This window comes from Bradyrhizobium japonicum USDA 6, from assembly GCF_000284375.1.
Lineage (GTDB): Bacteria > Pseudomonadota > Alphaproteobacteria > Rhizobiales > Xanthobacteraceae > Bradyrhizobium > Bradyrhizobium japonicum.
Map to the genome: position 1 here is coordinate 3,214,459 of NC_017249.1, position 12,280 is coordinate 3,226,738.

A 12,280-nucleotide genomic window follows, 5' to 3' on the forward strand; every position below is an offset into this window, starting at 1 on the left:
GCGTCTGTCAGCTGCTGTGCCTTGCTGTAGTCGGAGGCGTTGCCGATGTCGTCCATCGTCCCCCTGCGTGACGAGCAGGACATCTATCTCGTTGAAGACGATCGTGGCGCCTCGGGCCCTGTTTGGTGCGAGGCGCCCGTCCTTGGCAACGACTTCGAAGCCGTTGTGATGGATCTGCTGGAGGGAAACTATCAATGCCCGCGCCGGGTCGCGGTCTTCAATATCGCTCAAGGCTGGGTTCGCGATGCGTCGGCCGAGGTGGTTCACGAATTGCGGCGGCGCTGCGATCTCCAGCTCCGCGATATACTGGAGGCCCTGCATGCCTTTACCGACCGCTATGAAGGACGCTTCGCGGACGTGCAATTGCCGTTGCCAATACCAATAGGCATTTAGGCCTTCCACACACGCCATGACACGTCCTGTCACCCCCGCCACCTTTCTAGGCCTTCCTGCGGCGGCGCCCGACATAGTCTCGAGCGCGGATGTCGTGATCTTTGGTGCGCCGGACGCGACGCCGCATGTTCCGGGCTCCACCAGCCATGCCGCACGCGCTCCTTCGGCTCTACGAGAAAGTACCGAGCAAATTGCGCGTGATCCCTTGCGGTGGGATTTCGATCAGGGGCGGCCCTTTGATCCCGGAAGGACTGCGGGCGGTTGATCTTGGCGACCTTCCAACCGATCCGGCAACACCGCAGGAGAATCGCTCGCTGATCACATCGACAACCGTGAGCATTCTGAAGGCGGGCGCCGTGCCTCTGCTGCTCGGCGGGGATGACTCGGTTCCCATTCCATTCTTCGCGGGGTTCGAGCGGTTTGGCCCCGTCACCATCTTGCAAATCGATGCGCATCTCGACTGGCGTGATGATCGGGATGGCCTCAAGCATACATTCTCCAGCACCATGCGCCGCGCCAGCGAAATGCCATGGGTGGAGCGGATCATTCAGGTTGGACAGCGCGGCATCGGTGGTTCGCGGGAACGGGATCTTGCCGACGCCCGAGCTTGGGGCGCGACACTGTTCAGTGCGGCGACCGTGCGCCGACACGGCGTGCAGCCGGTCATCGACCTAATCCCGCCGGGCAGCCACTGCATCGTCACCCTCGATTGCGACGGGCTCGACCCGGCTGTTATTCCCGCGGTGCTGGTCCCACAGCCGGGTGGTCTCGGCTATCTCGATATCGTCGAGCTTTTGCATGGCGTTACGCAACGGGCGAGGATCGTTGGTTTTGATCTTGTGGAGCTGGTGCCGGATGCGGATGTACGAGGCTTAGGCGTGCTCGCCGCCTCGCGCATTCTCTGCGTTGCCCTTGGATGCGTGGCGCGACAGCGATCCGCTATGAGGCTAGCGGATCCATGACAGCATGAGAGGCCTGATCAGGATTTTGCGGTGCCGGGCTCCGCCTGTTTGCGATGCTGCTTGGCGAGTGTCTCGGCCGGCGTCACATTGGCAACCGCCGACTGGATCTTGTTCTTGAGGCCTGTCACAACGTCGCCTTCGCCATTCATCATCGCCTCGAAACCCTTGCGGGCGACCATCGCCGCATCGTCCTTGTCCTCAGAGCCCACTTTGGAGTCGAGCATATCTGCGCGCGCGAAGAACTCGGTCTCGGTGGCACCCGGCATCAGGCAGGTGACCGTCACCTTCGTGTCGCGCAGTTCCTCGCGTAGCGCAAAAGAGAGGGAGTTCAGGTACGACTTAGATGCATTGTAGACGGCCTGAAAGCTGCCGGGGGTAAAGCCGGCGATCGACCCGGTAATAAGGATCCGTCCCTCATTGCGCCGGCGCATGTCCTGGCCGACGCGCTGGAGCAGATAGGTCGTGCCCATGACGTTGGTGTCGATCACCTGCCGGATACGCGCCCACTCCTGATCCAGGAAAGCATGGCCCAGACCGCGGCCGGCATTGGCCATCAGCGCGTCGACCTTGCGGCCTTGTGCCACCTCGCAGAGTTTGTCGACGCCTTCAATGGTCGCGAGATCGGCTTTCAGCGCTACAGCGGCGATGCTGTTGACTTCTTTGCGCAGCGCCTCCGCCGCCGTCTCGATCTCGGGCTCATCCGCGGCGATGAGAAGGTCATATCCTTTGGAGGCGCAGAGCCGGGCAAGCTCAAAGCCGATGCCGGTCGAGGCACCCGTCACGATTGCAAACTGTCCGGCCATGGGCATTCCCTCTCGGTTTTTTACGTGGCTTTGAGCCTAATGGCGCACGGGCGCGAGCGTTCCTAAGCAGCTAGGAACCAGCCGCAAGATTGAGGCTTGGTCTGGTCGCGCAACCTTTGGAGCGGTCCATGAAAGCCCTCACCTGGCACGGCAAGAGCGACATTCGCTGCGAGTCAGTTCCCGATCCCAAGATCCAGGACGGACGTGACGCGATCATCAAGGTGACGGCCTGCGCGATCTGCGGCTCGGACCTTCATCTGTTCGACGGCATCATGCCGACCATGGAAAAGGGCGACGTGCTCGGCCATGAGACTATGGGTGTGGTGGTCGAGGTCGGCAAGGACAACAGCAAGCTCAAGGTGGGCGACCGGGTGGTCGTGCCCTTCACCATTGCCTGTGGCGAATGCTTTTTCTGCAAGAACGGCTTCTACTCCGGCTGCGAACGGTCTAATCCCAACGCCAAGCAGGCCGATAAGATGTGGGGACATTCGCCCGCCGGCCTGTTCGGCTATTCGCACATGCTGGGCGGCTTTGCCGGCGGTCAGGCCGAATATATGCGTGTGCCTTACGCCGATGTCGGCCCCTATAAGATCCCCGAGGGTCTCACGGACGAACAGGTCTTGTTTCTCTCGGATATTTTCCCGACCGGCTATATGGCCGCGGAATTTTGCAACCTCAAAGGCGGCGAGACAGTCGCCGTCTGGGGCTGCGGACCAGTCGGCCAGTTTGCCATCAAGAGCGCATTTTCTGCTCGGCGCCGAACGCGTGATCGCCATCGACACGGTGCCCGAGCGGCTGTCGCTCGCCATGCAACGGGCGCCATCATGCTGGATTTCATGAAAGAGGATGTCTACGAGCGCATCCAGCAACTCACGCAAGGGCGCGGCGCCGATGCATGCATCGATGCGGTCGGCACCGAGCCCGAGACCATGGCAAGCAAGGATTCTGTGATCGATCGCATCAAGGTCGCGACCTTCATGGGAACCGATCGCCCGCATGTTTTGCGGCAGGCCATCCAATGCTGCCGCAACTTCGGTACTGTCTCGATTGTCGGCGTCTATGGCGGCTTGCTCGACAACATCCCGATGGGCAGTGCCATCAATCGCGGACTAACCTTCCGCATGGCCCAGACCCCTGTTCAGCATTACCTGCCCAAGCTTTTGCAACGCATCGAAAAAGGCGAGATCGATCCAAGCTTCGTTATCACCCATCGAGCGACGCTTGAGGAAGGGCCCGATCTCTACAAGACGTTCCGCGCCAAACAGGATGGCTGCATCAAGGTCGTAATGAAGCCGTTCGGCTGATGGGGAGGGTGCCGCGAAAGAGCTGAAGTCACGCTGGCTGGCGGCCGCTCAGCTCGGGCTCGTCAGTAGCACATTCTCGACGCTCATCGGTCAGCTTGCGGCGTCACAGTTAGGACGGGACGCGGCGGTTGACTGGATGACCGTCGCTGCTCAATGGGCGGACTTTTCCTGGGCGCTTGTCTTCTTCGGTCTGTTTGGGCGCTGGACGAGCCGTCTCGCGCCCCGCACTCTTTTCTGGCTGGCCATTCCGTGGGCTGTCTTTACCTCGGCAACCGAGTGGTTTGGGCTGGTGCCGCTATTTCCGTTCTTCCAGCCGATCTTCACTTTGCAGCAACCCTACTGGATCGGCTTTCTCGTTCATCTCTCGTCCGCTTTGATCTATCCCTTGTTCGCCTGGCTGCGTTGGCCGCTAAGACGTGCGCCGCCAACATCCGCGGTGCGCTTTGCCAAACGGTGGGCAGCGGGAGCACTTCTCGTGCTCGCAACGTTCGGCCTTGTTTCCGTGATCGATGGGTTGGGTTGGCCGCTGCCAACCCTCAGCCGCGATGTCGCCGGTGATCAGCGTTATATCCGCCATATGGTGACGCATCACGAGCAAGGCATTGAGCTTGCAAAGCTAGGCAAGCAGCGCGCACAAGACCCGCACCTGCGCGCGCTCGCGGCTTTGATGGTCGCCAGCCAGCAGAGCGAAAACCGCATCTTCGATCGTTGGTGGCGCGGGTGGTCCAGCGAGCCGATGGCGCTCTGCTCCAGCGAGGAACGGTTGGCCATGCCTGGCTATCTGACGTCGGCACAAATGGCGGATGCGCGCAACGCGGCCGATGGTGAGTTTGATGCGGTGTTTATCCGTCTGATGAGCCTGCATCATGCCGGCGCCGTCCAGATGGCGGATAACCAATGGCATTCGTCCGGCGATCCCCGCCTGCGTCTGATGGCGCATGCCATACGACATGAGCAGCAAGGCGAGATTGCTTTGATGAACAACGTCACGGGCATCGAAGCCGTGCGGCAGGCGACGCGCAACATGCTGGCCAACAATCTCTGACCAACCTTAATCTTTCTCTCAGGAACGAGCTTCTGATCTCGCCATTAGCCTTCATGGGCCGGGCAACAAACAAGGAGAAGATTGATGGCAGACGAACAACGTGGTGGCTCCGGAAATTTCGCCAACGATCCGCAGCGCGCGTCTGAGGCCGGCAAGAAGGGTGGCGAGCGAAGCCACGGCCAGCAGGGACAGCAGACCCAGGGCGGAAGCAAGCCCGGCCAGCAGGGCGGGAGCTCGACGGACAATCCGGGCAATTTCGCCAACGATCGCGAGAAGGCCAGCGAAGCCGGACGTAAAGGCGGCCAGTCCTAAGGCTCCACTGACCCAGCAAGGCCAGGACGTCGACGAGATGTCCTGGCCTTTGTTAAAAGCGCGCCGAGCTACGTCGCTGCTCGGAAGGTTTGTGTGGCCGCCCTCTGCCGAAGCTGATCCATGCGACATTGCGAGGGCTTCTTGTCAGGACGCCAGCGGATGACTTTCGTGCCGTGCCGAAAGCGGTCGCCCGTCACATGGTCATAGGATACTTCGACCACGAAAGTTGGACGCACGGCTTTCCATTCAGCCGATCGCTTTGTCGACCAGCGGCTTGGACCGCCCGGTGAATTGCCGGTGAAGCTCTGCAACCCGACGATTTTCTCCAGCCGATCGGTGAGAGCCAGTCGATCGGACGATCGGATGCCGGACGTAAATCCGACATGGTGCAGAAGTCCACCCTTGTCGTAGAGGCCGAGCAGCAACGAGCCAACGACTTTTCGATTGCCCTGCTTCCTCTCGGCATAACGAAATCCGCCAACAACGCAATCAGCCGATCGCAGCAGCTTGATCTTCTGCATGCCGTCTCGGGTGCCGCCTCGATAGGGTAGGTCGAGGCGCTTGGCGACCACGCCATCATGATCTTCATTTACGCTGTTGAGCCAGGCCTCGGCATCCGCATAGTTTCGGCTTGCCGGTGTCAGCCGGAAAAGCCCGCTCGCCTGGAAGGCCTTTCCCGCAAGTGTTTCAAGAGCGGCGCGGCGCTTCATAAGCGGCAGACCCGAAAGATCTCTCGCGCCCGATCGCAACAGGTCAAAAACCATGAAGGTTGCGGGAGTTTCTTTGGCAAGGTGCTTGACCCGGCTGGCGGCCGGATGAATGCGTTGAAGCAACGCATCAAACGAATAGCCCTCATCAAGCTCGATGATCAACTCACCATCCAGGGTGAGCGTCTTCGGCGACAAGGCGGCCGCGGCTGCGGCAATTTCCGGGAAGTAACGAACCAGATCACGGCCGCTTTTGGATTGCATGCTGACTCGGCTGCGTTCGCGGATCAAAAGACAACGGAATCCATCCCATTTCGGCTCGTATTGCCACTGGGCCCCCCGTGGCAGTTGGGCGACGGACTCGGCTTCCATGAGCTGCATTGTGCGGTTCAAGCTCCGGGAGGGGCGCAGGACATTGATCGTGAAGCCCTGGCTTTTCACGGCATCAAGCGAAACCGTCCAGAAACGTTCCTCCGTCACGGTTATGCTGCGACTGAAATACCAATGTTCTTGGGACAATCGCTATAGCAGTTCTCTTAGGGCCTGCGCGTCGGCCGGCGCCGCACTCTTCTGGTCGTTGTCGAAATAGACAAAGGCGTCGCAGCCTTGGCGCTTCCACGATTTGAGGCGCTTGGCCCATTGGGCGAGCGTGGCCTGCGAGTAATGGCCGTGATAGCGTCCGCCTGGGCCATGTCCGCGGACATAGACGAAGTCCGCCGTGCGCTTCCAGGGAGCCGGCGCATCGTGATGGTCGGACAGGCAGAGTGAGATATTCTCGTCAGCCAGCATCCGGAGAACGCGCGGCTGATACCAGCTCGGATGCCGAAATTCGAAACTGTAGCGGCGCTTCCTGGAGAGAAGCTTGAAGAAGGATCCCAGCCGATCGGGGTCCGCTTCAAACTGTGGCGGAAGCTGAAACAGGATCGGGCCGACCTTGCCGCGTAAAAGGGAAATGCGACTTTCAAGCAGGTCGAGGCTGTTCTCGGAGCGTTCGGACAAGCGCTTCCAGTGCGTGATGAACTTCGAAGCCTTCCAGGCGAAGACGAAGTCGCGCCCGGTCTGGTCGCGCCAAGCCTTCACTGCCTCTGGTGTAGGGGTGCGGTAGAACACCCCGTTCAACTCGGTGGTCTCAAACCGCCCGGCATAGTAGGGGAGCTGCTTCTTGAGCGGCAATCCTTCTGGAAAAAACGGACCTCGCCAGGAGGCGTAGTGCCAGCCGGATGTGCCAATCAGAACGCGCGCCATCTGCTTTGCCATCATTGGGCGCGATGCATCCAAGCCGCGCTTTCAAAGAATAACGTTGGGGCGCAGGATACGTTGCTGTCGGCATAGCCGGCCTTCCAAGTCCGGACAACCGGGCGCACCCGGCCGACTCCTCGGCAAAAAAATTTCGCCGGCCTCTTGAAACTTTTTTGAGCCGACCAATTTTTTTGGCGTCGCCGCGGGCGACCGGGACGCCTTACGGGTCCCGCTGTCATGAGACGGGCGCCGGACGGTGTCCGGAGCCTGCTCGTACCCATCTTGCTCCAAGGAGGATTTGGATATGAGGTATGATTGGACTCCCCTCTGGAGGTCGACCATTGGGTTCGACCGCCTGTTCGACGTTCTCGACGAGGTCCAGCGGACCGCCGAAGAGAGCTATCCCCCTTATAATATCGAACGTCTCGACGAGAACCGTTTTCAGATCTCGGTGGCGCTCGCCGGCTTCACACCGGATGAAGTTGCTTTGACGGTCGAGCAGAACGTCCTGAGCCTCGAGGGCCGCAAGAGCGAGAAGGAAGAAAAGACCTTCCTGCATCGCGGTATCTCAGCGCGGAATTTCAAGCGCCAGTTCACCCTTGCCGACCATGTGGAGGTGAGGGGTGCGCGCCTCGAGAACGGCCTGCTCATCATCGAGCTGCAACGCGAAGTTCCCGAAGCGATGAAGCCCCGGCAGATTGCAATCGGCACAGCCACAACCCCAAGAAGCGTGAGCCAGATTGGGGCCAAGGCCGCCTGAACGAGGCCAGGACCTCAGCTTGATCCAGGCCGCGCGGGACGAGCCCGCGCGGCTCTTCCTCAAACCCGTCTCGAACAGGAGGCAATCATGCGGCCGACGACCGCGCTCCCCGACAACGTTTTCGATTTCGACTATCTCCTTCATCCGGGCACCAGGTTCGATCACCCGAGGGATGTGCTCGCGCATTCAGGCCTCACACCTGCCGAAAAGCGCGCCATCCTGGCTTCATGGGCGTCGGATGCGTCTGCAATCGCGTCATGCCCATCGCTGCGGGCTCCCAAAGGCCTGAAGGCGCCTGTAACGATCGACGAAATCCTTAATGCGCTTTGCGCGCTGGATGGTGGTCCGCGGCATCCGCCAGGTGGCAAGCCAATGCGTAGGCGGTCAATCGAGCGGTGCGCCGCAGCCTGATCGCAGGCGCTTGACTCGCAAACCGCTCCGCATATTTTTGGGTCGGGAAATTCGCTTCCCGACCCCTGAATCACAAAGGACGATGACGACCGTCAGGAGTGACGACGATGCTTGATGTAAATTTGGCCCGCATCCGTGCGCACCGCACCAACATCCACCGCTACCAGCGTCTGCTACGGACAAAGCTCTCCGAGCTGGAGCGCCGGTTCGTTGAAGGACGGCTGGCGGACGAGCAGGCAGCGCTCGACGCGCTAGCCGCCGAGACATTCCCGATCATACTTCCTTCGCCGAACTGCCAATCCGCTTCCCCCGGCCTGAGGAGCGAGCTATGAGCGACATCCGGCAGTTGCTTATCCGCGGGAGCGAGAAGATTATCGAGCACTATCGGCTTCTTCTCGCAGGCGCAGCGAGCGCACAGGAGCGCGAACTTTATCAACGCAGGATCGAGCGGGAGCAGAAGCTGCTCGACCAGCTCCATGGCCTTTCCGATCGCGCCGCGGCTTAACCGAGGCATAAGCGATACCTATCAGGAGGCCGGGCGGGCTCCACTCCGAACGGCCTCGTGTCATTGCTTCCTGAAGATCCTGGAATTGAAGACCGCCGTCAGCTCGAGCACAGGCCCAATTTCATTGCGGACCTCATCCTTCGATAACGGCTTCGCGGGCGGCGTCCACGAGTGCATCAAGCGCCACGTCGTGCGCCGCTTCCGCGTCCGGCAAGCCCATGAAGCTGCAGCGGTCGCCTCCGGACGGGGCGCCGAAAATCGTAGCCCGTGGGGCAAAGGAAGATCCCGCGCCGGCGGAGGGCTATTCGTCGACCGCGGCGGCGGTATCCTGGGTGCCAAGCAGCTTCAGCGCGGTCTCGATCTTGGCGAGGAGCGCCTGGATTTCGGCGCGCTCGTTCGGGCCCGGATCGTTGTCGAGGCGCGCGAGCAGTTGCTCCTTCTGATTCTGGAGCTTCGCAACAGCTGACATCTTTTCTCCGCGAAGGCGAGCATGACGTAGAAGGGGCCGCTCAAAGAGCGGCCCCTTCTCGGGAGTTCACCAGCTTCGGGTGCCGAAGCTGAAACCAATGCTCGGGCCACCGCCGTAGTGGCCATAGCCGCGGTCGTAGTAGCCGGGTCCGCCATAGTAGCCGTAGCTTCGGCGAACCACATACCCGTCGTCGCCGCCGTAGTAGCGCTGGACGTAGCGGGGGCCGCGGGTCCGGTAGCAGCGGCCATACTCGTCACAAACGAGGCGCACCTGCTCGACGCCGGCAGCCTCGGTCGAGGCAGTGGCCGCAGGCGCGATTGGGGCGGCATTCGCAGAGGCCGCCAACAGTGCGGCCCCGAGCGCTCCTAAAAGGATGGCTTTCATCATGTTCTCCTTTGTGCGAGATCAATCGATCTCTTCGATGACGCGACGTTCGTGGGGTTCGACGATGTAGGTGCGGCTGTCCCGGTTGATGTACCGGTACTCGCGAAGGCTCGGAGCATCCCGATAAACCTCTTCCGGAAACGCCTCGATCTCAACGCTCTCCGGCAGGCGCTCGCCGGTCCGGATCTCCCTCCGGACGGTGCTGCCGGTCGTGCGGCTCTCGCGTTCGACCGGGCGCGCCTTGGCGTGCTTACGGACGACCTCGCGATCGCGGTCGCTGAACGTCACCTTGCGCTGCTCGGTGCGCGTCGGCGCCGAGGCGGTGGAACGGCCGGAGTACGGCAGGACTGTCACGATCTTGTAGGTGGATGGCTCCACGATCACGATCTCGTCCTTCACCAGGACGAAGTTGTAGCCGCGATACTGGGGCACGATCTCGACGACATCCGCGGGCAGCGGCTGCAGGCGGACGTCGCGCGGCACGACGGTGCCCACCGACAGCGAGAAGTTCACGTTGGTGAGCGGCTGCACGTTCAGGTGAGAGATCGACGCGCCGATTCGTGTCCGCTGCTGATCGTTGATGTTCACTGAGGCATTCACGTTGGTGTTCGACGAACGATCCGCCGTGTTCTGCTGATTGTTCGGCTGCTGGGCGGTGTTGGTCGATCCGCTACCCACCGGCGATTGGGCCTGATTCGTGCCCGACGCGGGCGGATTGGCGCTCTGCGTCTGATTGTTCGTGCTCGACGGAGGGTTGGTCTGCGCCTGGTTGGCTGGCGTCGTGGTCTGGCTGGACGGCTGATTAGTCTGGGCCTGGTTGGTCGAGTTGTTCGAGGCAGGCGCCTGCGTCGTGTTGGTGCCAGAATTGGACGACTGGCCGGCTGTGGTCTGACCGGTCGAAGATGGAGACTGAGTCTGAGCCGAATTCGTCGAAGGATTGCTCTGCGCGGATCCGGACGACGAGCTCGGTGACGTGGTCGAAGGCGATGGCGACGTGGTCGAAGTGGAATCCTGCTGACGCTGTGTCGCCGACGGACTTGAGCTCGACGTGCTCGGAGAAGATTGCGCGAACGCCGAAGTCGCGATGGCGACGGCGGCGGTGGTAGCCAAGAATAAACGTTTGTTCATCGAAAACCTCCGAAATGGGGACGCCGATCAAACCCTCGACGCGGCGCGAGGTTCCGATCGGGATATCCTGGCAAAACGCGGCAGCTCACACGCTTTTGGTAGCCGCGTTATGCTGCAGTAGCGAAATAGTGTACCCGCGCAACAATCGGGAATAACTGGAACTCTGGCCCCGCGTGCTCGTTGGCAGCTACATACAAGCTTTGAGGAGGACACCATGAAGAAGCTGATCGTATGCGGTGCTCTGGCCGCTTTCGCCCTCGGCACCCAGGCCGCGAGCGCCGCCGAGTTCTATATCGTTCGTGACGCGACCACGAAGAAGTGCACCATCGTCGACACCAAGCCAACGACCACCACTACGACGGTCGTGGGCAACGGCGTCTACAAGACCAAGACGGAAGCTGAGTCCGCCGTGAAGACGACCAAGGTCTGCACCGAGCAGTAATCGCTCCACGACTCTGGTCTGAAAACGTTATTGGAGGAGAGCATGCCCGTCTTGATTTTGTGGGCCGTTCCCGCCGTCCTCGTTGTCGGTGGTGTCGGCTATTTCCTGGTTCATATGCACTGAGCGAACAGATCATTGCGGAACGGCTCGTCCGGTACGCCGGGCGGGCCGCTTGCGTCCGGTCATCCCAACGAACGCGTTCTTCGACCGGCGTCACCTGCAAGCGAACAGCTCGCGATAACGGCTTTCGTATTCCCTCGCCATCCGACTGGCGGCAAAGCGCTCCTCGAAGCGGGCCCGAATCCTTCTTCTATCCAGCCGCACGGCTTCCTTCACGGCCTCGATCGCGTGCTGCTCGCCGTCCACGATAAAGCCGGTGACACCATCTTCTACTACTTCCGGCACCGATCCGGAACGATAGGCGATCACGGGCGTTCCGCACGCCATCGCCTCGATCATCACCAGACCGAAGGGCTCGGGCCAATCGATCGGAAAGAGCAATGCGGCGGCACCTGCGAGGAAGGTTTGCTTGCGGACGTCGCCCACCTCACCGATCAGGAGGATGTCCTCTCCGTCGATCTCGGGCTCGAGCTTCTTCTTAAAGTAGGTCGTTTCCGCGCGAGGAATCTTGGCCGCGATCCGCAGCGGCATGCGGACGGCGCGAGCGATGCGTATCGCGGCTTCTGGTCCCTTCTCCGCCGTAAGTCGCCCGAGAAAGGCCAGGTACGAACCGGCTCCGTAGGAGGGACGAAACTGCTCCTTTGGCAGCCCGTGCGGAATCGTCGCCACCCAGTTCGCGTCCGGGAGGGGCCGGCGCTGGTTGTCGGAGATAGAGACAAAGGGGGCCTGTGGGAAAGCCCCGATCACGTCGGACAAGCCCGGAAGGTCGAGCCGGCCATGCATGGTCGTCAGAAACGGCACGCCGGTGCGGTTCAGGACAGGCAGCGGCAGCCAGTCGACATGTGAATGAATGACGTCGAAATCGCGTGCGCGCCCGGCGATGGCCTCAATCAGTAGCGCGCAGGCCGCGTTCGGATCGACGCCCTTCCGTCCCAGCCGTAGGGCGCGAGGTAAGACAGCATGGAGCTTACCCTTCGTCCTCGAATCTCCGCTTGCGAATAGGGTGACGTCGTGCCCGAGGTCGACCAGCTCATCTACCAGCCAGGCGATCACCCGCTCCGTGCCACCATACAGTTTCGGAGGAACGCTCTCGGCCAACGGGGCAAGCTGGGCTATCCGCATCGATCAGTCACCAAAGACGACCCGCAAGCCGATCACGACCACCGCGGAGATGAGAAACGAAATCGCGAGCAACGTCCAACTGGGCCTTGTGCTTCCGCAAGCTACGCGCGCTACGAGCATTTTCACGCTCGTCAACATTCGAATCGGGGAAGCCGGTGCAAATACGCGATACCT

General features: G+C 61.3%; 16 protein-coding genes and 1 pseudogene. 10 read left to right on the forward strand and 7 right to left on the reverse strand.

Features of this window, described 5'->3' with window-relative positions; genetic code table 11:
• Positions 1-45: 45 nt before the first annotated feature.
• Together BJ6T_RS15110 and BJ6T_RS15115 are read left to right on the forward strand one after the other, a co-directional pair.
• Positions 46-393 carry a hypothetical protein gene (locus tag BJ6T_RS15110; protein WP_014493264.1) on the forward strand — a complete coding sequence of 116 codons (348 nt, stop codon included), beginning with the start codon at positions 46-48 and terminating at the stop codon, positions 391-393.
• A gap of 146 nt (positions 394-539) precedes the next feature.
• Positions 540-1,355 (forward strand): arginase family protein, encoded by an 816-nt coding sequence (locus BJ6T_RS15115; RefSeq protein ID WP_240537970.1) that lies wholly within the window; start codon positions 540-542, stop codon positions 1,353-1,355.
• A 17-nt stretch (positions 1,356-1,372) separates the two neighbouring features.
• On the opposite strand, the gene BJ6T_RS15120 is transcribed toward BJ6T_RS15115, so the two are convergent.
• Entirely contained in the window at positions 1,373-2,164 is a 792-nt protein-coding gene (locus BJ6T_RS15120) for an SDR family NAD(P)-dependent oxidoreductase (RefSeq protein WP_028170292.1), read from the reverse strand.
• Between the two features lie 122 nt (positions 2,165-2,286).
• On the opposite strand from BJ6T_RS15120, the pseudogene BJ6T_RS15125 reads away from it, so the two are divergent.
• The 3 genes and pseudogenes from BJ6T_RS15125 to BJ6T_RS15135 all read left to right on the forward strand — a co-directional run bounded on the left by BJ6T_RS15125 (position 2,287) and on the right by BJ6T_RS15135 (position 4,819).
• Positions 2,287-3,462, forward strand: a pseudogene (locus BJ6T_RS15125) (zinc-dependent alcohol dehydrogenase).
• Positions 3,463-3,598: 136 nt separating this feature from the next.
• Positions 3,599-4,507: a DUF305 domain-containing protein gene (locus BJ6T_RS15130; RefSeq protein ID WP_014493268.1), complete on the forward strand. Its 909-nt coding sequence runs from the start codon at positions 3,599-3,601 to the stop codon at positions 4,505-4,507.
• A gap of 84 nt (positions 4,508-4,591) precedes the next feature.
• Positions 4,592-4,819 carry a con-10 family general stress protein gene (locus tag BJ6T_RS15135; protein WP_014493269.1) on the forward strand — a complete coding sequence of 76 codons (228 nt, stop codon included), beginning with the start codon at positions 4,592-4,594 and terminating at the stop codon, positions 4,817-4,819.
• 68 nt (positions 4,820-4,887) lie between these two features.
• Here the strand turns inward: BJ6T_RS15135 and BJ6T_RS15140 are convergent, their stop codons facing one another.
• Together BJ6T_RS15140 and BJ6T_RS15145 are read right to left on the reverse strand one after the other, a co-directional pair.
• A complete protein-coding gene (locus BJ6T_RS15140) occupies positions 4,888-5,907 on the reverse strand; it encodes an ATP-dependent DNA ligase (RefSeq protein ID WP_014493270.1) in 1,020 nt (339 codons plus the stop codon).
• Between the two features lie 141 nt (positions 5,908-6,048).
• Complete coding sequence (locus tag BJ6T_RS15145; protein WP_028170295.1) at positions 6,049-6,771, reverse strand: DUF72 domain-containing protein; 723 nt, start codon at positions 6,769-6,771, stop codon at positions 6,049-6,051.
• 298 nt (positions 6,772-7,069) lie between these two features.
• Here BJ6T_RS15145 and BJ6T_RS15150 point away from each other — a divergent pair, with 298 nt between their 5' ends.
• The 4 genes from BJ6T_RS15150 (at position 7,070) to BJ6T_RS47195 (ending at position 8,441) form a co-directional block, all read left to right on the forward strand.
• On the forward strand, positions 7,070-7,525 hold the full coding sequence (locus BJ6T_RS15150; RefSeq protein ID WP_014493272.1) for an Hsp20 family protein: 456 nt from the start codon (positions 7,070-7,072) through the stop codon (positions 7,523-7,525).
• An 87-nt stretch (positions 7,526-7,612) separates the two neighbouring features.
• Complete coding sequence (locus BJ6T_RS43445; protein ID WP_014493273.1) at positions 7,613-7,936, forward strand: hypothetical protein; 324 nt, start codon at positions 7,613-7,615, stop codon at positions 7,934-7,936.
• Between the two features lie 107 nt (positions 7,937-8,043).
• Positions 8,044-8,268: a hypothetical protein gene (locus tag BJ6T_RS15155; protein ID WP_014493274.1), complete on the forward strand. Its 225-nt coding sequence runs from the start codon at positions 8,044-8,046 to the stop codon at positions 8,266-8,268.
• Positions 8,265-8,441: a hypothetical protein gene (locus BJ6T_RS47195; RefSeq protein WP_014493275.1), complete on the forward strand. Its 177-nt coding sequence runs from the start codon at positions 8,265-8,267 to the stop codon at positions 8,439-8,441. The genes BJ6T_RS15155 and BJ6T_RS47195 overlap by 4 nt, the downstream gene beginning before the upstream one ends.
• Positions 8,442-8,742: 301 nt before the next feature.
• On the opposite strand, the gene BJ6T_RS47200 is transcribed toward BJ6T_RS47195, so the two are convergent.
• The 3 genes from BJ6T_RS47200 to BJ6T_RS15165 all read right to left on the reverse strand — a co-directional run bounded on the left by BJ6T_RS47200 (position 8,743) and on the right by BJ6T_RS15165 (position 10,422).
• A complete protein-coding gene (locus BJ6T_RS47200; RefSeq protein WP_014493276.1) occupies positions 8,743-8,910 on the reverse strand; it encodes a hypothetical protein in 168 nt (55 codons plus the stop codon).
• 66 nt (positions 8,911-8,976) lie between these two features.
• Entirely contained in the window at positions 8,977-9,294 is a 318-nt protein-coding gene (locus BJ6T_RS15160) for a hypothetical protein (protein ID WP_014493277.1), read from the reverse strand.
• A 21-nt stretch (positions 9,295-9,315) separates the two neighbouring features.
• The gene (locus BJ6T_RS15165; RefSeq protein ID WP_038935517.1) at positions 9,316-10,422 is read right to left on the reverse strand and encodes a DUF1236 domain-containing protein; all 1,107 of its coding nucleotides are present in this window, start codon (positions 10,420-10,422) and stop codon (positions 9,316-9,318) included.
• A 214-nt stretch (positions 10,423-10,636) separates the two neighbouring features.
• On the opposite strand from BJ6T_RS15165, the gene BJ6T_RS15170 reads away from it, so the two are divergent.
• A complete protein-coding gene (locus BJ6T_RS15170; protein ID WP_014493280.1) occupies positions 10,637-10,864 on the forward strand; it encodes a hypothetical protein in 228 nt (75 codons plus the stop codon).
• A 213-nt stretch (positions 10,865-11,077) separates the two neighbouring features.
• On the opposite strand, the gene BJ6T_RS15175 is transcribed toward BJ6T_RS15170, so the two are convergent.
• Complete coding sequence (locus BJ6T_RS15175) at positions 11,078-12,106, reverse strand: glycosyltransferase family 4 protein (protein ID WP_014493281.1); 1,029 nt, start codon at positions 12,104-12,106, stop codon at positions 11,078-11,080.
• Between the last annotated feature and the right edge of the window lie 174 nt (positions 12,107-12,280).

What these genes read in the sequence shown, in the direction of transcription:
- BJ6T_RS15150 (WP_014493272.1), top strand. Translation starts at nt 7,070, where the DNA reads ATGAGGTATGATTGGACTCCCCTCTGGAGGTCGACCATTGGGTTCGAC.
- BJ6T_RS15175 (WP_014493281.1), bottom strand. Translation starts at nt 12,106, where the DNA reads ATGCGGATAGCCCAGCTTGCCCCGTTGGCCGAGAGCGTTCCTCCGAAA.
- BJ6T_RS15165 (WP_038935517.1), bottom strand. Translation starts at nt 10,422, where the DNA reads ATGAACAAACGTTTATTCTTGGCTACCACCGCCGCCGTCGCCATCGCG.
- BJ6T_RS47195 (WP_014493275.1), top strand. Translation starts at nt 8,265, where the DNA reads ATGAGCGACATCCGGCAGTTGCTTATCCGCGGGAGCGAGAAGATTATC.
- BJ6T_RS15170 (WP_014493280.1), top strand. Translation starts at nt 10,637, where the DNA reads ATGAAGAAGCTGATCGTATGCGGTGCTCTGGCCGCTTTCGCCCTCGGC.
- BJ6T_RS15145 (WP_028170295.1), bottom strand. Translation starts at nt 6,771, where the DNA reads ATGGCGCGCGTTCTGATTGGCACATCCGGCTGGCACTACGCCTCCTGG.
- BJ6T_RS47200 (WP_014493276.1), bottom strand. Translation starts at nt 8,910, where the DNA reads ATGTCAGCTGTTGCGAAGCTCCAGAATCAGAAGGAGCAACTGCTCGCG.
- BJ6T_RS15160 (WP_014493277.1), bottom strand. Translation starts at nt 9,294, where the DNA reads ATGAAAGCCATCCTTTTAGGAGCGCTCGGGGCCGCACTGTTGGCGGCC.
- BJ6T_RS15155 (WP_014493274.1), top strand. Translation starts at nt 8,044, where the DNA reads ATGCTTGATGTAAATTTGGCCCGCATCCGTGCGCACCGCACCAACATC.
- BJ6T_RS15130 (WP_014493268.1), top strand. Translation starts at nt 3,599, where the DNA reads ATGACCGTCGCTGCTCAATGGGCGGACTTTTCCTGGGCGCTTGTCTTC.
- BJ6T_RS15110 (WP_014493264.1), top strand. Translation starts at nt 46, where the DNA reads ATGTCGTCCATCGTCCCCCTGCGTGACGAGCAGGACATCTATCTCGTT.
- BJ6T_RS15120 (WP_028170292.1), bottom strand. Translation starts at nt 2,164, where the DNA reads ATGCCCATGGCCGGACAGTTTGCAATCGTGACGGGTGCCTCGACCGGC.
- BJ6T_RS15115 (WP_240537970.1), top strand. Translation starts at nt 540, where the DNA reads ATGCCGCACGCGCTCCTTCGGCTCTACGAGAAAGTACCGAGCAAATTG.
- BJ6T_RS43445 (WP_014493273.1), top strand. Translation starts at nt 7,613, where the DNA reads ATGCGGCCGACGACCGCGCTCCCCGACAACGTTTTCGATTTCGACTAT.
- BJ6T_RS15135 (WP_014493269.1), top strand. Translation starts at nt 4,592, where the DNA reads ATGGCAGACGAACAACGTGGTGGCTCCGGAAATTTCGCCAACGATCCG.
- BJ6T_RS15140 (WP_014493270.1), bottom strand. Translation starts at nt 5,907, where the DNA reads ATGCAGCTCATGGAAGCCGAGTCCGTCGCCCAACTGCCACGGGGGGCC.